22 protein-coding genes are annotated in these 23,133 nt (G+C 70.0%); 7 read left to right on the top strand and 15 right to left on the bottom strand.

The genetic code is table 11. The features are described 5' to 3' along the window. Positions 1–2: 2 nt before the first annotated feature. The 11 genes from OG338_RS26910 to OG338_RS26860 are packed head-to-tail and all read right to left on the bottom strand — an operon-like array spanning position 3 to position 10,651. Positions 3–590, bottom strand: a complete 588-nt coding sequence (locus OG338_RS26910) for a hypothetical protein (protein ID WP_405939811.1) — start codon at positions 588–590, stop codon at positions 3–5. Next, positions 587–1,108, bottom strand: a complete 522-nt coding sequence (locus tag OG338_RS26905) for a hypothetical protein (protein ID WP_405939810.1) — start codon at positions 1,106–1,108, stop codon at positions 587–589. The genes OG338_RS26910 and OG338_RS26905 overlap by 4 nt, the downstream gene beginning before the upstream one ends. Next, the gene (locus tag OG338_RS26900) at positions 1,105–2,367 is read right to left on the bottom strand and encodes an MCE family protein (RefSeq protein WP_405939809.1); all 1,263 of its coding nucleotides are present in this window, start codon (positions 2,365–2,367) and stop codon (positions 1,105–1,107) included. The genes OG338_RS26905 and OG338_RS26900 overlap by 4 nt, the downstream gene beginning before the upstream one ends. Continuing rightward, positions 2,364–3,536: an MCE family protein gene (locus OG338_RS26895; protein ID WP_405939808.1), complete on the bottom strand. Its 1,173-nt coding sequence runs from the start codon at positions 3,534–3,536 to the stop codon at positions 2,364–2,366. Before OG338_RS26895 ends, OG338_RS26900 begins: the two co-directional genes overlap by 4 nt. Then, a complete protein-coding gene (locus tag OG338_RS26890; RefSeq protein WP_405939807.1) occupies positions 3,533–4,645 on the bottom strand; it encodes an MCE family protein in 1,113 nt (370 codons plus the stop codon). The genes OG338_RS26895 and OG338_RS26890 overlap by 4 nt, the downstream gene beginning before the upstream one ends. Position 4,646: 1 nt before the next feature. Further along, the gene (locus OG338_RS26885; RefSeq protein WP_405939806.1) at positions 4,647–5,663 is read right to left on the bottom strand and encodes an MCE family protein; all 1,017 of its coding nucleotides are present in this window, start codon (positions 5,661–5,663) and stop codon (positions 4,647–4,649) included. Then, positions 5,660–6,691 (bottom strand): MCE family protein, encoded by a 1,032-nt coding sequence (locus OG338_RS26880; RefSeq protein ID WP_405939805.1) that lies wholly within the window; start codon positions 6,689–6,691, stop codon positions 5,660–5,662. The genes OG338_RS26885 and OG338_RS26880 overlap by 4 nt, the downstream gene beginning before the upstream one ends. Beyond that, the gene (locus tag OG338_RS26875; RefSeq protein ID WP_405939804.1) at positions 6,688–7,992 is read right to left on the bottom strand and encodes an MCE family protein; all 1,305 of its coding nucleotides are present in this window, start codon (positions 7,990–7,992) and stop codon (positions 6,688–6,690) included. Before OG338_RS26875 ends, OG338_RS26880 begins: the two co-directional genes overlap by 4 nt. Beyond that, complete coding sequence (locus OG338_RS26870; RefSeq protein ID WP_026171148.1) at positions 7,992–8,795, bottom strand: ABC transporter permease; 804 nt, start codon at positions 8,793–8,795, stop codon at positions 7,992–7,994. Before OG338_RS26870 ends, OG338_RS26875 begins: the two co-directional genes overlap by 1 nt. A gap of 3 nt (positions 8,796–8,798) precedes the next feature. Beyond that, positions 8,799–9,659: an ABC transporter permease gene (locus tag OG338_RS26865; protein ID WP_018100211.1), complete on the bottom strand. Its 861-nt coding sequence runs from the start codon at positions 9,657–9,659 to the stop codon at positions 8,799–8,801. After that, positions 9,656–10,651: an ABC transporter ATP-binding protein gene (locus OG338_RS26860; RefSeq protein WP_405939803.1), complete on the bottom strand. Its 996-nt coding sequence runs from the start codon at positions 10,649–10,651 to the stop codon at positions 9,656–9,658. Before OG338_RS26860 ends, OG338_RS26865 begins: the two co-directional genes overlap by 4 nt. A 770-nt stretch (positions 10,652–11,421) precedes the next feature. On the opposite strand from OG338_RS26860, the gene OG338_RS26855 reads away from it, so the two are divergent. Further along, the gene (locus OG338_RS26855) at positions 11,422–12,354 is read left to right on the top strand and encodes a hypothetical protein (RefSeq protein WP_405939802.1); all 933 of its coding nucleotides are present in this window, start codon (positions 11,422–11,424) and stop codon (positions 12,352–12,354) included. 84 nt (positions 12,355–12,438) lie between these two features. Here the strand turns inward: OG338_RS26855 and OG338_RS26850 are convergent, their stop codons facing one another. The 3 genes from OG338_RS26850 to OG338_RS26840 all read right to left on the bottom strand — a co-directional run bounded on the left by OG338_RS26850 (position 12,439) and on the right by OG338_RS26840 (position 15,335). Next, positions 12,439–13,956 carry a DUF6801 domain-containing protein gene (locus OG338_RS26850; RefSeq protein ID WP_405939801.1) on the bottom strand — a complete coding sequence of 506 codons (1,518 nt, stop codon included), beginning with the start codon at positions 13,954–13,956 and terminating at the stop codon, positions 12,439–12,441. Between the two features lie 89 nt (positions 13,957–14,045). After that, positions 14,046–14,606: a hypothetical protein gene (locus tag OG338_RS26845; RefSeq protein ID WP_405939800.1), complete on the bottom strand. Its 561-nt coding sequence runs from the start codon at positions 14,604–14,606 to the stop codon at positions 14,046–14,048. Between the two features lie 111 nt (positions 14,607–14,717). Beyond that, positions 14,718–15,335 carry a hypothetical protein gene (locus OG338_RS26840; RefSeq protein WP_405939799.1) on the bottom strand — a complete coding sequence of 206 codons (618 nt, stop codon included), beginning with the start codon at positions 15,333–15,335 and terminating at the stop codon, positions 14,718–14,720. Between the two features lie 768 nt (positions 15,336–16,103). On the opposite strand from OG338_RS26840, the gene OG338_RS26835 reads away from it, so the two are divergent. The 6 genes from OG338_RS26835 to OG338_RS26810 all read left to right on the top strand — a co-directional run bounded on the left by OG338_RS26835 (position 16,104) and on the right by OG338_RS26810 (position 22,622). Next, positions 16,104–17,318 (top strand): helix-turn-helix domain-containing protein, encoded by a 1,215-nt coding sequence (locus OG338_RS26835; RefSeq protein ID WP_161208666.1) that lies wholly within the window; start codon positions 16,104–16,106, stop codon positions 17,316–17,318. 217 nt (positions 17,319–17,535) lie between these two features. Next, positions 17,536–17,799: a hypothetical protein gene (locus tag OG338_RS26830; RefSeq protein WP_405939798.1), complete on the top strand. Its 264-nt coding sequence runs from the start codon at positions 17,536–17,538 to the stop codon at positions 17,797–17,799. A gap of 92 nt (positions 17,800–17,891) precedes the next feature. Then, complete coding sequence (locus OG338_RS26825; protein WP_405939797.1) at positions 17,892–18,365, top strand: SCP2 sterol-binding domain-containing protein; 474 nt, start codon at positions 17,892–17,894, stop codon at positions 18,363–18,365. A gap of 4 nt (positions 18,366–18,369) precedes the next feature. Beyond that, the gene (locus OG338_RS26820) at positions 18,370–19,584 is read left to right on the top strand and encodes an acyl-CoA dehydrogenase family protein (protein WP_405939796.1); all 1,215 of its coding nucleotides are present in this window, start codon (positions 18,370–18,372) and stop codon (positions 19,582–19,584) included. Positions 19,585–19,666: 82 nt separating this feature from the next. Beyond that, complete coding sequence (locus tag OG338_RS26815; RefSeq protein ID WP_405939795.1) at positions 19,667–20,494, top strand: hypothetical protein; 828 nt, start codon at positions 19,667–19,669, stop codon at positions 20,492–20,494. A 55-nt stretch (positions 20,495–20,549) separates the two neighbouring features. Continuing rightward, positions 20,550–22,622 carry an MDR family MFS transporter gene (locus tag OG338_RS26810; protein WP_405939794.1) on the top strand — a complete coding sequence of 691 codons (2,073 nt, stop codon included), beginning with the start codon at positions 20,550–20,552 and terminating at the stop codon, positions 22,620–22,622. A gap of 15 nt (positions 22,623–22,637) precedes the next feature. On the opposite strand, the gene OG338_RS26805 is transcribed toward OG338_RS26810, so the two are convergent. Beyond that, positions 22,638–23,096 (bottom strand): YchJ family protein, encoded by a 459-nt coding sequence (locus tag OG338_RS26805; RefSeq protein ID WP_405939793.1) that lies wholly within the window; start codon positions 23,094–23,096, stop codon positions 22,638–22,640. Positions 23,097–23,133: the final 37 nt, after the last annotated feature.

Below are 23,133 nucleotides of genomic sequence, written 5' to 3'. Positions count from 1 at the left end.
GGCTACCGGGAGGTGATCTCCACGATCGTCCAGTGGCCTTCGCGCAGTTGGGCCGTGACGGACAGCTGCGCGGCCGCCTTGCTCGCCGCCTTGCCCTTGCGCTCGTAGACCTGGTCGAGGAAGACGAGCAGGTGCGCGCTGTCCGGCGTCAGCCGGGTCACCCCGGCGCGCACGACATGGGTGGTGAGGGTGAGCTTCTGGTCCGCCGACTGCTTCTCGACCTGGCCGAACAGTGCCGCGTACTGCTGGAGCGCCTTGCCCGCGAGCAGCTTCTGCGCGGACGCCTTGGTGGCGGCGGTGCCGTCGGGGCTGTACGAGAAGACCTTGCCGAGCGCGTTGGTGACCTCGCCGGCCACCTGGGCGGTCGCCGCGCTGTCGGTCAGCGCCCGGTTGGACGTGGCGGGCGTGTCCCGCAGCTGCCTCCCCGCCACGTACATGACGGCCCCGGCGGCGAGCAGGGCGACGACGAGGACCGCGGCCAGGACGCGCGGCCACCGGCGGGCGGGGCGGGTACCGGTGTCCTCGGTGTCGTCGGCGTCCTCGGGCGGCTCGACGGCTGCCGCCGGCTTCTCCTCGACGTCCGTGTTCATGCGCCGCCTCCTATGCCGAGCGCCGTGAGCGCCTTGATCTTCCAGCCGTCCCCGGTCCGGGCGAGCGTGGCCTCGAAACGTTTGCGCTCGGTGCCCGCCTTGCCGGTGCGCGGGGTGACCTCGACGTCCACGGTCGCGATCATCAGCGCGGTGCCGGTCCGCTCGTCCAGCTCCGTGAGCGCGGCGTCGGTGACCTTGCCGCGCGCGGTGGCACCGGACGCCTTGAGGTCGGCGGCGTCCTTCTTCCGGGTCCGCTTCAGCTGGTCGTGCAACGGGCCGGTGGCGGACTCCAGCCAGCCGGCCAGGCCCGCGTCCACGCTCGTCGCGTCCTTGCCGTCCAGCGTGTTGAGCCGGGCCAGCGCCTGCCGGCCGTCCGCGAGGGCGGCGTCCCGGCTCTTGGCGTAGGCCAGGTCGTCGTCGCCGCGCGCCTGGGCGTACGACCAGCCGCCCAGGGCGCAGACGAGGGCCGCGATCAGCAGGACGGCCCAGCCGCCGAGGCTTCGCGTACGGGGGTTCACTCGCCGTCCTCCTGTCCCAGGCCGAGCAGCCCGGCCATGCCCCGGGCCCCCGGTGCCGCGTCGGCCGCGGCGCCGAGCACGCCGGGCAGCCGGTCCCCCTTGCCGTCCCCGAGGAGCAGCGCGCCGGCCTTCGCCGGTGCGGGCAGCGGGCCGCCCGTGGGGGCGTTGGCGCTGCCCCGGACGTCGATGCCGGTGCCGGGCGAGGCGGTGCAGCGGGCCTTGGTGTTGACGGCGGGGGCGGGTGAGAGGTCGAGGCCGTTGCGGTAGGTCGTGCCCTCGTAGCCGGCGGTGCAGGGCAGCGGTTCGAAGAAGGTGATGGACATGCCGAACCGGGCGCCGTCCTCGTCCACCGCGCTGGACCCGGCGGCCGCGACGGCGGGCAGCTTCACGAGCAGTTCCTCCAGGCCGCGCTGGCGGGTGACGGCGACGTCGGAGGTGGTGAGGAGGTTGGCGACGACGACCCCGAAGCTGGGTTCGACGTCCCGGAGCAGTCCGCTGATCTGGTTCGTCGCGTCGGGAGCGGCGGCGATCAGCTTGCGCAGATCGGTGTCGGACCCCTTGAGCTGGGCGGCCAGTTCCTTGGCGCCGGAGGCGAACCCCTTGAGCGCTTCGCCCTGTTCGACCTGGGTGCGCAGGACGGTCCTGCCGTCCTCCATCAGCCGGGTGTTGACGGGCAGCGCGTCGTCGGCGGCGTCCACGAACTCGCTGCCGGTGTCCAGGAGGACCTGGAGGTCGTCGCCGCGCCCGCTGAACGCGGTGCCGAACTCGTCCACCACGGTGCGCAGCGATTCCAGGTCGACCGAGGAGGTGAGGTCGTTGACGCTGGTGAGGACGTCGGTCACGGGCGCCGGGACGGTGGTCTCGGCCTGGTCGATGACCGAGCCGTTGCCGAGGTAGGGGCCCTCGGTGCGGGTCGGCCGCAGGTCGACGTACTGCTCGCCGACGGCGGAGAGGTTGGCCACGACCGCCTTGAGGTCGTCGGGGATGCGGGGCGCGGACTTGTTGATCCGCAGCTCGGCCTCGACACCGTCGTCGGTGAGCTCGATGGGTCCGACCCGGCCGACCGAGACCCCTCGGTAGGTGATGTTGGAGTGGGTGAAGAGGCCGCCGGTGCGCGGGAGTTGCATCTTGACCGTGTAGTAGTCGCGCATGCCGACGTAATGGCCGAGATCGGCGTAGCGCACTCCGAGGTAGGCGAGCACCAGCACGGAGATGATGAGGAAGGCGATGTTCTTGAGCCGGATGGCGAGGGTGATCATCGGTTGCTCCCCTTCGAGTCCGTGGGCCGGCTCGTCGTCGGCGCCGAGGCCGCGGGAAGGGGCAGCGGCAGTCCGGCGCCGGCGACCGCCTGGGACTGGGCGGCCGGGGTCTCCGGGTCCGGGTCGTAGGCGGGGATGATCTGGGTGCCGGGTTCGGCCGTCAGGTCCAGGTACACGTTGAGGTAGTCGCCCTTCACGCCGCGCAGCACCTCGTCCGTGAACGGGTAGGTGAGCAGCACCTGGAGGGAGTCGGGCAGGTCGTTGCCGGAGTCGGCGAGGGCCCGCAGGGTGGGGGCGAGGGCCTTGAGGTCGGCGATGGTGTCCGCCTTGCTCCGGTTGATGGTGGTGACGGCGACGTCGGAGAGGGTGTCCAGGGAGCGGAGCATCGTCATGAGGGAGCCGCGCTGCTTCTCCAGGACCTTCATGCCGGGGCTGAGCTTGGTGAGGACGGTGCCGACCTGCTGTTTGCGGCCGGCGAGGGTGCTGGAGAGCCGGTTGACGCCGTCGAGCGCGGCGGTGATGTCGCCGCGGTGGTCGTCCAGGTTGGTGACGAGCTTGTCGACCCGGTGGAGCATGGACTTGACCTGGGGTTCCTGCCCGTTCAGGGCCTTGTTGAGTTCGGTGGTGATGGTCTTGAGCTGCTGGACGCCACCGCCGTTGAGGAGCATGGACAGGGCGCCGAAGACCTCTTCGACCTCGGGGTTGCGGTTGGTGCGGCTGAGCGGGATGCGGTCGCCGTCGGCGAGGGTGCCCTGCTCCTTGCCCTTGGCGGGCGGCGCGAGCTGGACGTACTTCTCGCCGAGCAGGCTGGACTGTTCCAGCCGGGCGTAGGAGTTGGCGGGCAGGCCGATCTTGCCGTTCACCTTCATGGTGACCCGGGCCTGCCAGCCGTCGGGCGCCAGCGAGATCTTGGTGACCCGGCCGACGGCGACGTCGTTGACCCTGACCGAGGACTGCGGGGAGAGGCTGAGCACGTCCCCGAAGTCCGCGGTGATCTCGTACGGGTGGTCGCCGAGGTCGGCGCCGCCGGGCAGCGGCAGGTCCTCGATACCGGAGAAGTGCGGGGCTCCGCATCCGGTGACGAAGAGGGTGCAGCACAGGCCGAGCGCGACGAGCACTGGTCCGCCCGTGCTGCCGAGGGCCGCGGGTCTGCGCGGTCGCCGGTTCATCGGTTCGCCCCCTTCGTCTCCTTGGCGTCCTTCGGGGTGCCGTAGACCGTGCCCACGGCGGGGAGCGGCAGTGCGGGAAGCGCCTGTTGCCGTTCGGCGTCCACCGGGGAGAGCCCCTGGAGGGCGAGGCTCGATTCGAGGAGCGGGCCGCCCATGCTGAGCTCGTTGAGGTTGGTCCGGCCGTTGAGCGTGCGGTGCTCGGGGTCGTACGCGTTGAGGACGTTGCCCGCCGAGAGCGGCAGGACGTCCATCGACTCGGCCAGCGAGGCGCGCTGGTCGACGAGGGCCTGGGTGATCGGCACGAGGGCGTCCACGTTCTTCTTGAGCTCGCCCCGGTTGTCCTTGATGAAGGTCTTCACCTGGCCGAGGGCGGTGCCGAGTTCCTTGAGGGCGGCGCCGAGGTTCTTCTTGTCGTCGGCGAGGAAGCCGGTGACGGAGTTCAGCTGCTTCTCGGCGGCGCGGACGTTGCCGTCGTTGTCCTTCAGCATGGTGGTGAAGGTCTGGAGGTAGGACAGCGTGCTGAAGAGGTTGCCGCTCGACTTGTCCAGGGTCTTGGTGGCCTTGCCGAACTGCTCGATGGAGTCGCCGATGTCCTTGCCGTTGCCCTTGAGGTTCTGGGCCCCGGTGTCGAGGAGCCCGGCGAAGGCCCCTTCCGCGTTCGCCCCGTCCGGGCCGAGCGCGGTGGAGAGTTCGGTGATGGAGGCGTAGAGCTGGTCGACCTCCACCGGGACCGCGTTGTCGGCCGCGGGCAGCTGGGCGCCGTCCCGCATGGCCGCTCCCCCGGTGTAGGCGGGGGCGAGCTGGACGTACCGGTCGGCGACCAGGCTGGGGGCGACGACGACGGCGTGCGCGTCCTTGGGGACCTGGATGCCCTTGTCGATGTGCAGGACGACCTTGACGTCCTTGCCGCGTGGTTCGACGGATTCGACGCGGCCGACGCGTACGCCGAGTATGCGCAGGTCGGACCCGGCGTAGACGCCGGTGACCTGGTCGAAGTAGGCGGTGACGGTGGTGCCTTCCTCCTCCTCCAGGGCCATGACCCCGGAGGTGGCGGCGACGGCCACGACGACGAGGCCGGCGCCGATGCCGATGACGCGGGTGAGTCTCATCTCAGTGCCCGCCTTCCTGCTTCGGAGGCATGCAGCCGGTCGCCGGGGGGGTGTTCGCGGGCAGGTAGTTCTTCGGGACGACACCGCAGACGTAGTTGTCGAACCAGCGGCCGTTGCCGAGGGTGTTGCCGACGAGCCGGTTGTAGGAGCCGGCGAGCGCGAGCACCTGGTCGAGGCTCTTGCGGTTCTTCTTGAGCACCGCGGTGACCCGGCCGAGCGCCTTGAGGGTCGGCTTCAGCTGCTTGTTGTTGTCGGAGACGAGACCGGTGAGCTGGGTGCCCAGGTCGCGGGTGCCGGTGAGCAGCAGGTGGATGGAGTCGCGGCGGGCCTGGATCTCGCCGAGGAGCAGATTGCCGTCGTCCAGGAGGGTTTCGAAGCCGCTCTTCTTGTTGGCGAGGGTCTTGGTGAGCTGCTTGCTGCCCTTGAGCAGGGTCGCCAGCTGGGCGTCGCGTTCGGAGACGGTCTTCGACAGCGCGGAGAGCCCTTTGGCGGCGCTCTTCACATCGGGCGGGGAGTCCTTGAAGGTGGCGGAGATCGTCTCGAAGCTCTTGGCGAGCTGCTTGGTGTCGATCTCCCCGATGGTCTCGCCCAGTCCGTTGAACGCCTGGGTGACGTCGTACGGGGATGTGGTGCGGGAGGCCGTGATGCGCTCGTCCGGGTCCTGCGGGGCGTCGCCGAGCGGGTCGACGGCGAGGTACTTCTCGCCGAGGAGCGTCTTGATGGCGATGCCCACGGTGCTGGCGTTGCCGATCCAGGCGTCCTTGACCTTGAAGGTGACCTTCACCTTGGCGCCGTCCAGGGAGACGCCGGTGACCTTGCCGACCTTGACGCCGGCGATGCGGACCTCGTCGCCCGTCCCGAGTCCGGCGGACTCGGTGAAGTCGGCGCTGTAGCTGGTGCCGCCGCCGATGAAGGGGAGCGAGTCGGCCCGGTAGGCGCCGAATCCGATGAGGGCGAGCAGGAGCAGGCCCACGATGCCCACGGCGACGGGGTTGCGGTGGCGTATCGGCTTGATCATGACAGGCACCTCGGCTGGGTGATCTCGATGCCGGTCGGCGGGGTGCTGCCGTCGCTCGTCGTCACGCCGCTGACCTTGGCCTCGCAGAGGTAGAGGTTGAGCCAGGAGCCGTACGAGGTGAGGCGGCTGATGGCTTCCATCTTGGCCGGGGTCTTCTGGAGGAAGTTCTCGATCTTCGGGGTGTTGTCGGCCAGGTTCCCGGAGAGCCGGCCGAGCTGCTTGATGTCGTCCTTGAGGGGTTTGCGTCCGTCCTCGAAGAGGCCGGCGGTGACCGTGGTGAGCGCGCCCATCGCGGTGACGGCCTCGCCGAGCGGCTTGCGGTCGCCCGCGAAGCCGGTGACGAGGGCCTGGAGGGTGTCGACCAGGTCGTTGAAGCCGGCTTCCCGGTCGTTGACCGTCTTCAGGACCGCGTTGAGGTTCTTGATCACCTCGCCGATCACCTTGTCCTTGGCGGCGACCGTGCCGGTCAGCGAGCCGACGTGCTGGAGGATGGAGTCGACGGTGCCGCCCTCGCCCTGGAGCACCTGGACGATGGAGCCGGCCAGCTCGTTGACGTCGGGCGGCGAGAGCCCTTCGAAGAGGGGCTGGAAGCCGTTGAAGAGCTGGGTCAGGTCGAGCGCCGGGGTGGTGCGCGACAGCGGGATCGTGGCGCCCGGGGCGAAGGACTCGCCGACGGGGCCCGCGCCCTGGTCCAGGTCGATATAGCGCTGGCCGACCATGTTGAGGTATTTGATCGACGCGGTCACGGAGGCCGGGAGCTTCTTGCTCCTGCGGACGCTGAAGGAGACCTCGGCGACCCTGCGGTCGGCGACCTTCACCGATTCGACCTGGCCGACCTTGACGCCGGCGACGCGGACGCTGTCCCCGACGATGAGCCCGGTGGCGTCGGTGAACCGGGCCTTGTACGAACGGGTGTCGCCCACACCGGTGTTGGCGATGGACAGGGCGAGGACCGTGGTGGCCAGGCTCGTCACCACGATGAACACGATCGATTTCGCGAGCGGTCCCGCGATGGAACGGCGCTTCACTTGAGCTTCACCTCCACACCGCGGAAGGCCGGTCCGATGAGCACGCTGCTCCACTCGGGCAGGGCCTGCGGCCGGACTTTCAGTGAGGGAGCGACCAGCTCGTTGACGAGCCGGCTCTCCTGCGGCGAGTTGGGCATGCCCAGCGACGGGTCGGCCGCCGGGACCTCGACCGGCGTGGCCGGGTCCGGGCCGGCCGGGGCGGTGCCGGCGGTGGTCCTGGCGTCGGCGGTGGGCACGGTCTGGCCGACGTACGGGATGGAGTAGCAGTGCGGTCCGCCGGTCGCGTTGTAGACCGGGGTGTCCTTGCCGGCGACGTACTTGCCCTTGGACGGCACGGTCTTGAGGGTGACGTGCAGCCCGGGCTGGTCGGTGCCCTTGCCGAGCGCCTTGTCCATGGCCGGGACGAAGTTGGCCACGGTGCGCAGGGTGCAGGGGAACTCCGACGCGTATTTCGCCAGGGTCTCCAGGGTGGGCCTGCCGCTGGCGGCGAGCCGGATGAGGTTGTCCTTGTTGCGCTGGAGGAAGGCGGTGACGTCGCGGGCGGACGCGGTGGTGGAGCCGTACACGTTGGCGAGGTTCGCCTGCTGTTCGGCGAGGGTGCCGCTCGTGGTGGTGAAGTCGGTGAGGGCGTCCAGGACGTCGGGGGCGGCGTCCGCGTAGAGCCGGCTCACCTTGACGAGTTCTTTGATGTCCTCGTTGAGCGTGGGGAGTTGGGGGTTGAACTTCTTGAGGTGGGCGTCCAGCTTCACCAGGGTGTCGCCGAGCTTCTCGCCCCGGCCCTCCAGTGCGGTGGAGACCGCGTTGAGGGTGGCGGACAGCTTCTCCGGCTTCACGGCGGTGAGCAGCGGCAGGACGTTGTCGAGGACCTCTTCCAGCTCGATGGCGTTGCTGGACCGGTCCTGCGGGATGACGTCGCCGGCGCCGAGCGTCTTCGTGGAGGGCACGGGGGGCGGTACGAGGGCGACGAACCGTTCCCCGAAGAGGGTGGTGGGCAGCATCTGGGCGGTGACGTCGGCCGGGATGCGGTCCAGCTTGTCCGGCTTGATGGCGAGGGTGAGCCGGGCCCCTTCGCCGTCGGCGGCGATGTCGCGTACCTGGCCGACGACGACGCCGCGCAGCTTCACGTCGGCGTTCTCGTGCATCTCGTTGCCGACGCTGGATGTGCGTACGGTGACGGTCGCGTCGTGCGTGAAGTCCTTCTCGTACACCGCGACCGAGACCCAGATGAGGACGGCGGGCACCAGGAAGAAGGCGATTCCGGCGGTTCTGCGGGCGGTGGCCCGGGTGGTGCGTGTGGTCATCAGCCGGCCACCTTCACCGTCGTCGTGGCGCCCCAGATGGCGAGCGAGAGGAAGAAGTCGGTGACGCTGATCAGCACGATCGCGTTCCGCACGGAGCGGCCGACGGCCACGCCCACCCCGGCGGGCCCGCCGGTGGCGTGGAAGCCGTAGTAGCAGTGGGCGAGGATCACCATCACGCTGAAGATCAGCACCTTGAGCACCGACAGGAGCACGTCCGCCGGGGACAGGAAGAGGTTGAAGTAGTGGTCGTACGTGCCCGCGGACTGTCCGTTGAACAGGACGGTGACGTAGCGGGACGCGACGTACGAGGAGAGCAGCCCGATCGCGTACAGCGGGATGATCGCGACGACCCCGGCGATGATGCGCGTGGTGACGAGGTAGGGCATGGAGCGCACACCCATCGATTCGAGGCCGTCGACCTCCTCGTTGATGCGCATGGCGCCGAGCTGCGCGGTGAAGCCGGCCCCGACGGTCGCGGAGAGGGCGAGTCCGGCGACGAGCGGGGCGATCTCGCGGGTGTTGAAGTACGCGGAGATGAAGCCGGTGAACGCGGCGGTGCCGATCTGGTTGAGGGCCGCGTAGCCCTGGAGTCCGACGACCGTGCCGGTGGCCAGGGTCATCGCGATCATCACGCCGATGGTGCCGCCTACGACCCCGAGGCCGCCGCTGCCGAAGGCGACCTCGGCCAGGAGGCGCTGGACCTCTTTGAGGTAGCGGCGCAGGGTGCGCGGGATCCAGATCAGTGCCCGTACGTAGAAGGTGAGCTGGTCACCGGATCTGTCGAGCCAGCCGAGCATTGACATGGGTCAGCTCCCCTTCGCGGGGACGATCTGAAGGTAGATCGCCGTGAGGACCATGTTCACAAAGAACAGCAGCATGAAGGTGATGACGACGGACTGGTTGACCGCGTCGCCCACCCCCTTCGGACCGCCGCGCGGGTTGAGGCCGCGATAGGCGGCGACGATGCCCGCGATGAAACCGAAGATCAGCGCCTTGACCTCGCTGACGTAGAGGTCGGGCAGTTGGGCGAGGGCGGAGAAGCTGGAGAGGTACGCGCCCGGGGTGCCGTGCTGGAGGATCACGTTGAAGAAATAGCCGCCGAGGGTGCCGACGACCGAGACGAGGCCGTTGAGCAGGACGGCGACGAGCATGGTGGCGAGCACCCGCGGGACGACCAGGCGCTGCACGGGAGAGACGCCCATGACCTCCATGGCGTCCAGTTCCTCGCGGATCTTGCGGGAGCCGAGGTCGGCGCAGATCGCGGACCCGGCGGCCCCGGAGACCAGCAGGGCCACGATGATCGGGCTGGCCTGCTGGATGACGGCGAGGACGCTGGCGCCGCCGGTGAAGGACTGGGCGCCGAGCTGCTGGGTGAGTGAGCCGACCTGGAGGGCGATGACCGCGCCGAACGGGATGGAGACGAGGGCGGCGGGCAGGATGGTGACGCTGGCGACGAACCAGAACTGCTCGATGAACTCCCGTACCTGGAAGGGCCGTCGGAAGGTCTCCCGGGTCACGGTCCCGGCCAGCGCGAACAGCCGCCCGGTCTCGCGCAGGGGTGCGGCGAGCTTGCTGGGGCGCGGGGCCTCGGGCGCCTTCGCGGGCTCCGGGGCGCGGTCCACCGGCTCCGGTTCGCCGGGGGGCCGTACGGGCATCGGGGCGGTCACAGGCGTCCACCGCCCACGGCCGGGCTGTAGCTGTTGAGGATGGCGGTACGGGCCGCCTCCGGCAGCTCGCCGAGCATCGACATGACGCGTTCCCGGCGGCGCAGGGCGCCCTGGCGCACCGGCAGGCCGGGCGAGGGCTCCAGCTGGGGGACGACGGTGCGCGGGGCGTTGGCCGAGCTGATGCCCTGTCCGTAGCCGTTCAGTTCCTCGGCGGCGAGGGTGGCGGCGTCCTTCTCCTCGGACATGCCGATCGGCCCCTCGCAGCGGCCGGCGAGGAACTGGTTGACGACGGGCAGGTCGCTGGTGAGCAGCACCTCGCGCGGCCCGAAGGTGACGAGGTTGCGGCAGAACAGCATCCCCATGTTGTCGGGCACCGTGGAGGCGATGTCGAGGTTGTGGGTGACGATGAGCATCGTCGCGTCGATCTGCGCGTTGAGGTCGACGAGGAGCTGGGAGATGTACGCGGTGCGGACCGGGTCGAGGCCGGAGTCCGGTTCGTCGCAGAGGATGATCTGCGGGTCGAGGACGAGGGCCCGGGCGAGGCCGGCGCGCTTGCGCATGCCGCCGGATATCTCGCCGGGGAGCTTGTTCTCGGCCCCGAGGAGGCCGACGACGTCGATCCGCTCCATGACGATGCGGCGGATCTCGGATTCCTTCTTACGGGTGTGCTCCCGGAGCGGGAACGCGATGTTGTCGAACAGGGACATCGAGCCGAAAAGGGCGCCGTCCTGGAACATGAGACCGAAGAGCTTGCGTGTCTCCATGATGTCCCGCTCGGACCCGTTCACCATGTCGACGCCATTGACGAGAACGCGCCCGTGCTCAGGTTTGAGGAGGCCGATGATGGATTTGAGGAACACCGTCTTTCCCGTCCCGGACGGGCCGAGCATGACGCTGACCTCGCCTGCGGGAAGCGTGAGCGACACATCCTGCCAGATGTTCTGCTTGCCGAAAGACTTGGTAAGCCCTTCGACCACTACTTCGATTCCCATCCCACCTCCTGCGTGCGCTCACGAAGTGACAGAAATGCGCCGAGGGGCGCACGTTAAGTTCACCGGCACCGCCAGGACAAGCCCTTGAGCAGCCCATTCGCAAAGATCCGGTCCGTTTGTCATCGGATGACAAATCCTGGTTCCGATCTTGTGAAGTACTGCGCACTGCCGTCCGTCGGTGCAGGCCGGAACCCCGCGGCCCAGGGGGCCGGATTTGCGTCCGGGCTCCCCGCCGACGGGTGGGCAACCTCCGGACGCGCCGGAGGAGTTGCTGACGGAGGCGACGCTACGGGTGGGTAACCTGGGCCGCAATACCAGGTCATCAAGTTTTCCCGCGAGAGCGCGAAGGGGTCGGTTCTTCCTCATCGACTGAGCAGGGCGGCCGGAAAAACTGTCGCCGGGTGACAAGTTCCGGGCCCGGCCGGCGGCATCCGCACGCCGCGCAGCGCATCGAGAAGCGCTCGCGACCGGCTCGAATACACAAGCGGCGGGCAGGATTCCGGATATCCGGCGGGCCGGAGTCACCGCGGTGCCGGCGCGAGTCTGCGCACGAAGTGACAAGACGGCCGGATTCCGTACTCACCCCTGACGGAGATGCACATGCCGTCCACAGAATCTCATACGGCGGCATTGTGCCCCGGTGTTTCCCGCCAGTAACCTCACGGCTCGGTGAATGGGATTTCGTACCGGCCCCGTCCGACGCCGTCCCGGCACCCGCATTCCGCATTCCGTGCTCAATTCGCTGCGCACATCGGAAACAAGGGGAAGACATGAGAACCTCGAACCGGGTACGTGTGGGGCTGCTGGCCTCCTTCACCGCGCTCGCCGCCGTCGCGTCGATCGGCTCGGCCACGGCCGCCACGACGCTGAACGGCAACTGGGCGCCCTTCAGCCGCTGCCCGGTCGACGACCCCGCCATGCTGGCGGTGGACGGGGCGACGGACACCGCCATCTGTGTGTCGTCCCACTCGGCGAGCGGCTCCATCAAACTGGGCAACACCGAGGTGCCGGTCGGCGCCAGCGACCTCCAGGTCGGTGTGATCAACCACCCGGGCGGCACGTCCACCGTGATCTCCCCCAAGGGCGGCGCGCTCATCGCCGACTCCGCGAAGGTGCCGGGCGGCCTGCTCGGGCTGATGTGCCCGAACGACGTCCCGGTCATCACGGGCCTCTGCAACACCCTCACCGACGCCGGCCTGAACCGGGTGACGGCGACCATCGAGTCGGTCAACAACCCGACCGGCTTCCAGCTCCTGGCCGGGACAACGACCGGCAAGCCGATCCTCACCCTCCCCGTCCGCATCCACCTGGAGAACCCGCTCCTGGGTGACAAGTGCTACATCGGTTCCGCCTCGGACCCGATCCTGCTCAAGCCGCAGAACCTGACACAGCCGGCCGTCGGCAGCCAGAAGTTCGCCGGTGACGGCACCTCGGACACGGCCGGACCGCTGAACCGGCTCAGCCTCCTGGGTGCCACCCAGACCGACACGACGTACGCGGTCCCCGGCACCAACGGCTGCGGGCTGCTGGGCTCGCTCAACTGGGCGGTCAACCTCAAGACCGGCCTGCCCTCGGCCTCCGGCGACAACCACGTCACGCTGGACGACGCCCAGACGTACGTGGCGACGATGAACAAGCCGCGTGACACCGCGCCCGACGCGGGCAAGCTGCTGTCGCAGTACTGGCACTCGGCCGTGCGGTAGCCGCCCCCGTACCGTGGAGCCCCGAAGGGGCCGCCTCCTCGCGGAGGTGGCCCCTTCGGTGTGTTCCGGGCTCGCGGCCGGCGCTCAGGACTCGGAGCCGGGGAGCGTGGGCAGCGGCGGCGGGCAGTACGACCGGGTGGGGTTGGCCGGAATGCAGGTGGGCGCCTGGTTCATGAAGACCCGGTTGCCGGGGCCCGAGATGGAGGCGGTGAAGAGCGGGTTGAGGTCCTCGCCGCCCGTGCCGCAGCCGGTGAAGGCCGGGATGTCGACCTCGCCCTCCAGGATGCCGCCCAGCGCCACGTTCGTGTAGCTGGCGCCGCCGTCCAGCACCACCTTGAACGGCTTCGACGTCCTGCAGTCGTTCCCCACGTCCAGCGGGGTGCCGTTGACCTTCACGTCGTGGAGCCGCAGGGACTGGGTGAAGTAGGCGGTGGAGAAGGAGACCCTGTTGGGCGGCACGCCGTAGCTGCCGGTCGAGATGGTGATCGGCCCGTTCTCGAACGACACCTTCGCGGTCACCGGCTGGAACCCGAAGGTGAGGAAGGTGGATTCGGCGTCCGGCAGATCCAGGTTCGCGAGCGAGTCGATACGGGTGTAGGGCCCGCCCTGGGCGTTCGTCGCACGTGTCGCCACCCGCTGCGTCGCGAGCACGCTGATGAGCGCCGGGGCATCGGGGTCGTTGATGATCATGGCCCCGTTCAGCTTGTGCACGTTGGCCAGCCCCAGCGCGTTGGCGCAGCTGAACGTTCCGCCGGTGGGGATGACCGTGATGCGGACGGGGTCGCCCGGTGGCGGCTGGGGTGCCTCGCTCGCGTCCAGTTCACCCACGGGGGGTTCCACCGGGCAGAAGTCGGGCTCCTCGTCGCCGTCGGCCGCCGCCGCCGGTTCCACCGCGATGTCCTGCCGCTCCGCCCGGCCCGCGCCGCCTGCCGGGTCGGTGGGCGTCGCGGGGGTGCCGGACGGCCGGGTGCCGGAGCCGTCGGTCACCCGCGTGGTCGCGAGATGTCCGTCCTCCCCGTCGTTCAGCCGGCACGTCAGGGTGGCGAGGGTCGGCGGGGCCTCTGCCCCGGTCGCCGTGGCCGTCAGCAGTTCGACGGTGAACTCCCCGAGGGAGAAGTCGACGTCGCCCGCGGCCCCGAAGGTGACGTGGGGGACCTCGCCGGTGTGTACGAGCACCAGGTCGTCGTCGGGCCCGAGGGGCGTGCTGGGGGCCGTCAGCTGCCATGGCGCCTCGGCCGACGCGCCGTTCTGGGCGACCCTCACGGTGAGGGCCGCCCGGCTCACGACGGCTTCGGTTCCCTCCGGCAGCAGTCCGGCGAGACCGGAGCGCGCGAGCGTCAGGGTGAGGGTCACCGGGCCCGGCTGCACGGGCCGGTCGACCTCGCCGGTCGCCGGTACGTCCACCGACAGGGCCACCGAGGCCGCCGCGGCCGCCTCGCCGCCGTCCTCGGTTCCGCAGGTGGCCGCGAGGCCGGCGGGCTCCGCGTTCTCGTCGGCGGCCGAGCCCGCGCCGGACAACAGCCCGGCGAGCAGGGCCAGTCCGGCGACGGAGGCGACCCGCACGGAACGCCCCGCACGGGTCACGGGTTTCTGGGTGTACATATCGGGGGTGTCCTCCACGAGGTGCGAGCGGGTGGTGCGTACCGGGGCCGATGTGCGGGGCTTTCGGAACTCGCCCTGCGGGACACCCCTTAGCCGACGACCTGGTACGTGGCGGTGACCGGGACCAGGTCACCGTCGTTGACGAGGCCGAGGCAGTCGGCGTCGGACGCGGACAGCTGGTCGTCGACGGTCAGGACATCGGTGGTGGTGTCGAAGGCCCCGTCGAGGGAGCCGGTGAGGTCGACGGAGCAGATGGGGCCCTCGACGTGGATGGCGACCCCCTGGACGAGGACCAGGTCCACGTTGGGGTTCGAGGTGCTCGGGCCCTGGGCGACGACCTGCCAAGGACTCGACGTGACCAGCAGATCGACGGGCATCCCGACGATCGCGCAGTTGGTGGCCATGAAGGAGCTGACATCGGCGACGACCGGGCCGGTGGCGGCGAGCCAGCCGCCCGCCTCGGAGTAGTCGCACGTCATCGCGCCTGCCATCTGCGCAGTCAGGTCGTAGGAATGGGCGATGTACGGTCCGGGCGGCGACAACGTCCGGACGGACGCGGTTCCCGCCGCGGCCGGGGCGACCGCGGTGCCCAGGGCCACTGCGAGGGCGGCCGCCACGACGGCGGCGGATCTTCGCGTACGACGTTTCACGCGTTCACTTCCTCACGATCGGGGCGCCTCGCATGACGCCCGTAACGAGAAGGCCGGGCCGGCCGCGGAGAGGCTCCGCGCCCGGCCCGTACCTGTGGTGCTCCAGCGGACTTACGGGGTGGTGATCACCGGCGACGTGTGGGTGGAGGTGACGTCGACGTGGTACGAAGCGTTGAAGAGCGCCACGTCGCCGATGTTGACCAGGCCCATGCAGTCGGCGTCGATCGCCGTCAGCTCGGTGCCGGTCCCGTCGATGACCAGGTCCCCGGAGCTGTTGTCGTAGTACCCGTAGACCTTGCCGGCGAAGTCGGCCGAGCAGCCGAAGCCCTCGATGTGGGCGGCGATGCCGGTGACGTTGCCCTTGACCTGGTTGGCGTTCGCGGGGTCCACACCGGTGACGTTGATCGTCCACGGGGTCGCGGTCATCGTGACGTCGAAGCTGAGTCCGGCGACCGTGCAGTTGGTGAAGTCGATGTCGGTGATGGTGGCCATGTTGGCACCGGTGGCGCTGCTGGCGTTGATGTCGCCCGTGTTGACGTCGGACGAGTCGCACACCAGGTTGGCGAGCGGGACGTCCAGCGTCGGGTAGTCCGCGTGGGCGGTGTACGCGCCGCTGGGCGTCGCCGACCACGAGGACGTGGTGCCGGCGGAGGCCGTGGTCACCGCCATCCCGAGGGCAGCGGCGGCGGCGGCGGTGACGAGTGCGGCTCTACGTGCAAGGGTGTTCACGGAATCCGGTTCCCTTCGAGGGTGTGTGACCTACACCGGGGGGCCACTTCCGGCCGGGTAAGGGGCGCTCCCGGAGTGGGGGGTCACGAGACAGGAATGTGGCAGTCCGACCTGACGGGCTGCTCGACCTCTTGCGTTCGGCGATGACGCTACGGGCGAGTAATGTCGCTCCGCAACACGCTGGAACAAAGAATCTCCACAATCATCGTTCTCTCTCAGAAATTGCTTGCGGGGCGAGTACGGTCCGCCGATTTTTTATCGAGAAGTGAGCAGTTCCGCCGAGGCGGACGCTCCCACCCCTGCTCACCCGGTGAGGGTACGACCCCCGTCGCAGCCCAACGCCCCACGTCACAGCCCTGCCGCACAAGCTCCCCCGGCACACCTCCGCACTCTTGACTTCCCCCTGCCGACGCAGTGGAATTCACCGCGAATAGCGCAGGCGGCATTGTCCGGGGAGCCCGGAAGCACGCCGGAAGCACGCGTCGGAGCCACCGCCGCATTACCGGAATCCGACCTCCCGCATCAGCACCGCACGAGTGATCCGCGAGCCGGCCCCAAGCGCGGAGGCGCACCGAAGCGGTGGCTGAAAACAGCCGATACATGGCCCATACATTTCGTCTTGTCCTGCCTGTGTTCAGAGCCACATACGTGGACTATCTTCGGCAGCCGATGTTGGTACGCACCTGAGGACGGGTGGGAGCGCTCTCCCGTCCGTCACCCCCCATCGGGCGCCGAAGAGCAAGAAGAAGAGCAAGAAGGGGTCAAGGTATGCCGGGAGTCGCGCAGCCCTCGGAGCTGGGAGAGCCGCTGGGACCGCTGCCGCAGGAGTTCGCCACGATCGTGCGGCCCGAACTGCCCAGCCTCATCAAGGAGATCGGCCTTGAGGTCACCCGCGCCTATCCCGAGTACGCGCGACTCCTCGACGGCCCGTACGGCCAGGGCATCCGGGTCGGCGTCGAACAGAGCATCTCCGTGTTCGTGGACCAGGTGGCCGAGCCGGCCGCCCCCTCCGCGCTGCGCGACGAGATGTGCCGCAGGTTCGGCCGGTTCGAGGCGTACGAGGGGCGCAGCCTGGACCAGTTGCAGGGGGCCTACCGGCTGGGCGCCCGGGTCGCGCTGCGCCGGGCGAAGAAGATCGGCAGGCGCTACAACCTCTCCCCCACCATGATGCTGACGTTCGCGGACGCGCTGTTCAGTTACGTGGACGAGCTGGAAGCCCTGTCGCGCGAAGGGTACTTGGAGGTGAGGTCGGCCTCCGACGACCACACGGACACCTTGCGGCGCAGGCTGCTGCATCTGATCCTGGCCGGGCGGCCGGTGCCGCGCGTGGCCATCGCGGAGCTGTGCGAGCAGACCGGCTGGACGCTGCCGGACGAGGTGACGCTCGTCGCGGTGCGCCCGTCCCCCGATCTGGACCGGCTGGCGATCGACCGCGACGTACTGGTCGACTTCACCGATCCGCAGCCGCACTTACTGATCCCGGGCCCCTTCGACGACATGCGAAGACGCATGCTCGAACACGCCCTGCCGGGCGTCCGCGCCGCCATCGGCCTGACCGTCCCCTCGTCGCTGGCATCGGACTCGGTCCGCTGGGCGCGGCGGGTGCTGGAACTCGTGGACGCGGGCGTCATCGAGGACGCGCCGGCGATCCTCTGCGACGACCACCTCATCACCCTGTGGCTGCTCTCCGACCCGGTCCTGCTCGACCAGCTCGCGCGCCGCGAACTCGCCCCGATGGCCAACATCAGCGCCAACCGGCGCGAACGGCTCATCGAAACCCTCAGGATCTGGCTCGACACCCGGGGCACGGCGGCCCAGATGGGCGAGCTGCTCGACGTACACCCCCAGACCGTCCGCTACCGGATGCGCAATCTGGAATCGATCTTCGGCGATCAACTGGTCGACCCGGAGGCGCGGTTCTCGACGGAGACCGTGCTCCGCGCCATGCAGCTGCGGGCTCGCAGCAACGACACACCCATCTGAACAGCGCGCGACGCACCTTCGGCCCGACGAGCACCTCACGCGAAGTCAACCTACTTGCAGGTAAGGGGAAAAAGCCGGTCATTCCCAAACGGTTGCCACACGGAGACGTACTCAACGAGAAACCAGGAACTGCGTCTCGTTATATGGAGTGGAGTCGGTCCGCCCACCCGGCGGCCCGACGCCCGACCTCCTGGCCACCATCGAGAGGGAACCCCCCATGACCGCCTCGCACCTCCTCGTCCCCGTCCCGATCCCGGACCGCATCGCCGCGCTGATCGGCGCCTGCACCCCCGCGCACATCCTCCGGGCCGAGCTCGACGCCGACTGCGCCGCGCGGGAGGTGCGCAGGTTCCGGGGGCCCCGGCTGGGCATCGAGGACCAGGCCGACCGCGAGCTCGCCCTGTCGGAGCTGGCCCGCGCCAACAAGGTGCTCGCCGCCCACCACCCCCGGCTGGTGGTGCGCCCCTGTTCCGCCTGGTGACCCGTGCGGTGCCGCGTTCCCGCACCTTGCGAAGAGGCCGCCACGCCCTTACCTTACTCAAAAGTAAGTTTACTCCAGAGTAAGGAACTGGCGTGGCCGACAACAGCAGCGGCAATGTCACCGGCGAACTGGCCGCCCTCGACTTCGCGGCCGTCTCCCCCGAGGAGTTCGCGCGGATCGTGAAGGGGCTGTCCGCCAAGCAGCTCGCCGAGGTCATGCACGGGGAGCTGCGCACCCGGGTGCTCGGCGAGGTCTTCGGCCGGATGAAGCAGCAGTTCCGCCCGGAGGCGGCCGGGGCGCTCACGGCGCTGATCCGCTGGAAGATCACCGGTGACACGGACGTGGTCTACGAGACCTCGATCGCGGACGGCCGCTGTGCCGTCAGCGAGGGCCGCTCGGCCGCGGAGCCGCGTACGACGCTGGTCATGGCGGACGCGGAGTTCCTGAAGCTGGTCTCCGGGAACGGCAACCCCATCACCATGTTCATGATGCGCAAGCTGAAGGTGGCCGGTGACGTCGGCCTGGCCTCGGGGCTCACGCGCTACTTCGACATCCCGAAGGCGTGAGCCGATGAGCTACTTCTCCCTCGCGCTCACCGAGGAGCAGCAGGACCTGCGCAACTGGGTGCACGGCTTCGCCGCCCAGGTGGTGCGCCCGGCGGCGGCCGAGTGGGACGCCCGCGAGGAGACGCCCTGGCCCGTCATCCAGGAGGCCGCCCGGATCGGCCTCTACGGATTCGAATCGCTGGCCGACATGTACGGCGACCCGTCGGGGCTCTCCCTCCAGATAGCCAACGAGGAGCTGTTCTGGGGCGACGCCGGCATCGGCATGGCCCTGTTCGGCACCTCGCTCGCCGTCGCCGGGATCTTCGCCTCCGGCACCCCGGACCAGCTCGCCGAGTGGGTGCCGCAGTGCTACGGCGACGAGGACGACCCGAAGGTCGCGGCGTTCTGCGTGTCCGAACCGCAGGCCGGCTCCGACGTCTCCGCGATGGCCACGAAGGCCCGGTACGACGAGGCGAAGGACGAGTGGGTGATCTCCGGCCAGAAGGCGTGGATCACCAACGGCGGGATCGCCGAGGTCCATGTCGTCGTCGCCTCGGTCGACCCGGCGCTCGGCGCGCGCGGGCAGGCCGCGTTCATCGTGCCCCCGGGCACCGAGGGCCTGGCGGCGAGCCGCACCATCAAGAAGCTGGGGCTGCGCGCCTCGCACACGGCGGACGTCTTCCTGGACGACGTACGGGTGCCGGGGCACTGCCTGCTCGGCGGCAAGGAGAAGCTGGACGCCCGCCTCGCCCGCGCCCGCGAGGGCTCCACCGCCAAGGGGCAGGCCGCGATGGCCACCTTCGAGGTCAGCCGCCCCACGGTCGGCGCCCAGGCGCTCGGCATCGCGCGCGCCGCGTACGAATACGCGCTGGAGTACGCGGGCGACCGCGAGGCGTTCGGGCGGCCGATCATCGAGAACCAGTCGATCGCGTTCGCCCTGGCCGATCTGCGTACCGAGATCGAGGCCGTACGGCTGCTGATCTGGCAGGCCGCGTGGATGGCCCGCAACGACCGTACCTTCGACGCCGGACAGGGCTCCATGTCCAAGCTCCGCGCGGGCGAACTCGCGGTGGCCGCCACGGAGAAGGCCGTCCAGATCCTGGGCGGCGCCGGCTACAGCCGGGAGCATCCGGTGGAGCGGATGTACCGGGACGCGAAGATCTACACGATCTTCGAGGGGACCAGCGAGATCCAGCGCCTGGTCATCGCGCGGGCGATCTCGGGGCGGCACATCCGCTGAGCGCGGGGGCGGCGGGCGGGCGCGAGGACGGTCCGGCGAGGATGGGCGGGTCCGTACCACCGCCGCACCCGGGGGAAACGTCATGCCCGCCGTCCCGCGCCCGTCCGTCCTCTTCGTCACCGACCTCGCCTACGAGGCGCGCGGCCGGCGCTACTGCGACGAGGACATCGGACTGACGGCGCGGCTGCGCGAGAGCTTCGACCTCGCGCTCTGCCACCCGCGCGACGCCGCCGCCCTGCTGGACGGCTTCGACGCCGTCGTCGTACGCAACAGCGGCCCGGTCCTGCACTACCAGGAGGCGTACGACGCGTTCCGCGCCCGGGCACGGGAGCTGGGCAGCCGGGTCTACAACCCGCTGACCGGGCGCGGGGACATGGCGGGCAAGCAGTACCTCGTGGACCTGAGCCGGGCCGGATACCCGGTCATACCCACCGTGGACCGGGCGGCGGACCTCGGGCTGCTGCCGGACGCCGAGGGCTATGTCGTCAAGCCGAAGCTGGGCGCGGACTCGGTGGGCCTGCGCTTCGTGACGGCGCCGCGGCTCGACCCGGGCGCCGACGGGACCCTGCTCGTCCAGCCCCGGATCGACTTCCGCTACGAGGTGTCCTTCTATTACGTCGACCACGACTTCCAGTACGCGCTGCACGCCCCGGACCCGGAGCGGCGATGGGTCCTTGAGCCGTACCCGGCGAGCGCGGCGGACCTGGCGTTCGCCCGGTCCTTCGTGGAGTGGAACACCCTGGACCACGGCATCCAGCGGGTGGACGCCTGCCGCACGGCGGACGGCCGGCTGCTCCTCGTAGAACTGGAAGACCTCAACCCGTATCTGTCGCTGGACCGGGTACCCGCCCCCGTGCGGGAGGCATTCGCCGCCCGGATGACGGCCTCGCTGCGGGACCTCCTGGGCTGACACGTCCGGACGTGCCCCGCATGCGGGTGACGCGACGCGATGTGAGGGTGCGAAGGTGACCACTGCCAGCGAGACCGCCCCCGCCGCGCAGAGTGCCGCCGCGCCGCCCGTGCTCGATCCGCGCCGCCGCAACATCGTCTTCGCCACGATCGTGCTGGGCATCCTGCTGGCCGCGCTGGACCAGACGATCGTGGGCACCGCGCTGCCGACGATCGTCTCGGACCTCGGGGGCGCCGCCCATATGTCGTGGGTGGTCACCGCCTATCTGCTCGCGGAGACCGTGGCGACGGTGCTGGTCGGCAAGTTCGGCGACCTGTTCGGGCGGAAGATCGTCTTCCAGCTGTCCGCGGTCATCTTCATCACCGGTTCGTTCCTCTGCGGGCTCGCGACGAACATGACGCTGCTGATCGTGTGGCGCGGCCTCCAGGGCATCGGCGCGGGCGGGCTGATGGTCACCTCGATGGCGCTGATCGCCGACGTCATCCCGCTGCGCGACCGCGGCAAGTACCAGGGCGCGATCGGTGCCGTCTTCGGTGTGTCGACGGTGATCGGCCCGCTGCTCGGCGGGCTGTTCACCGACCATCTGACCTGGCGCTGGGCGTTCTACGTCAATGTGCCGATCGCGATCGTGGTGGTCATCGCGGCGGCCCGGACGATCCCGTCCGTGAAGGCGGCCGGGCGGCCGGTCATCGACTACCTGGGCATCGCGATGGTCACGGTCGGGGCCAGCGCCCTGATCCTGGCCACCAGCTGGGGCGGCAACGAATACGCCTGGGGCTCCGGGGTCATCATCGGCCTGTTCGTCCTCGGGCTGGTGGCGCTCGCGCTGTTCTGCCTGGTCGAGTTCCGGGCGAAGGAACCGATGCTGCCGATGCGGCTCTTCGGCAACCCGGTCTTCACGGTCTGCTCGATCCTCAGCTTCATCGTCGGGTTCGCGATGCTCGGCGCGATGATCTTCCTGCCGACGTATCTCCAGTACGTGGACGGCGACTCGGCGACCCTCTCGGGGGTGCGGACGCTGCCGATGGTCGTCGGTCTGCTCGCCGCGTCGATCTTCAGCGGCAACGTGGTCAGCAAGACCGGCCGCTACCGGATCTTCCCGATCATCGGCTCGCTGGTCATGGCGGCGGGTCTGTTCCTGCTCTCCCGGATGGGCCCGGACAGCGGGGTCTGGCTGGAGTCGCTGTACATGCTGGTGCTCGGCATCGGCATCGGGCTCTCCATGCAGGTCCTGACGATCGCCGTGCAGAACACCGTGGACTACGCGGACCTGGGCACGGCGACCTCGGGCGTCACCTTCTTCCGTACGCTCGGCAGCTCCTTCGGCACCGCCGTCTTCGGGACGATCTACGCGAACGCCCTCGGCCCGCACCTCAGGGACGGGATCGCCGAGGCCGCGCGGGCGGGCGGCGATCCGGCCGTCCTCGCGAAGGCGTCGCAGAGCCCGGAGGGGCTGCACTCGCTGCCCGCCGCCCAGTCGGAGCCGCTGGCCCAGGCTTACGCGGACACGCTGCACACGGTGTTCCTGTGGACGGTGCCCGTGGCGCTGCTCGGGTTCGTCGTCGCGCTGTTCCTGAAGCAGGTGAAGCTGCGGGACACCGTACGGGCGGGCTCGACGGACATGGGTGAGGGCTTCGCCTCGCCGAACACCCAGGATTCGGCCCGGCTGCTGGAGTTCTCGGTGGCCAAGGTGCTGCGGCGGGTGGACCCGGAGACGGCGCGGCGGATCGTCGTGGAGTCGGACACCCGGCTCGACATGGCGGGCGCCTGGGCGGTGATGCAGGTCGAGCTGTTCACGCGGATGGTCGGCCACGCGGGGCTCCGGCTGATCGCGTCCCGGCACCGGATTCCGCCGGAGGTCCTGGTGCCGGTCTTCGACCGCATGATCGAGGAGGGCTTCCTCACCGGGGACGGCCATCTGTTCCAGCACACCGCGGCCGGCAGCCGCGAGGCCCGGACCATCAACGACGCCTGGGCGCGCTGGCTCAACGACCAGCTGGGCGAGGACGGCGAGCGCCCGGACGACACCCGGCTGCGCGCGGCGGTCGACGTGATCGCGAAGCGGCTGCTGGCGGAGGACCTGACGCAGGAGCTGGCACCGGTGGCCCCGGCGGGCGCGCCGGTCTGAGCCCCGCCCGCGTCCTCAGTCCGCGAAGACCGCCGTCTCGTACACCCAGGCGCCCTCGTACCGGACGAAGCGGCTCTTCTCGTGCAGGGAGCCGGCGCGCCCGCCCACCGTGTAGTGGGCACGGAAGGTGACCGTGCCGGTGGTGTGGAAGGCGCTGCCCTCCGTGGTCTCCAGGACCTCCAGGCCCTGCCAGCGCTGCCCGGGGGCGAGGTCGAGGACGTCGGGGCGGTGGTCCGGGTGCCAGGTGCGCAGCAGATACCCGGCGTCCCGGACGACGAAGGCGGCGTACCGCGACCGCATCAGCGCCTCGCAGGTGGCCGCCGGGGCCCCCGCGTGCAGCCGGCCGCAGCACTCGGCGTAGCCGGCGGGCAGCCCGCAGGGGCACGGCGAAGCCGCGCTGATCTCCGGGCGGGGGGTGGTGGTGCGGGGGCTCGCGGCGGACGGGCGCCGGGAGCGGGAGGTGCGTCGGGACATGGGTCCCATTGTGACGTGCGCTGACGCGCGGGCCCGA

Origin of the sequence: Streptomyces sp. NBC_00726, assembly GCF_045161735.1 — a bacterium.
GTDB lineage: Bacteria > Actinomycetota > Actinomycetes > Streptomycetales > Streptomycetaceae > Streptomyces.
Note: the sequence above shows the minus strand (reverse complement) of the source record. Positions and strands in the feature narration are given on the sequence as shown.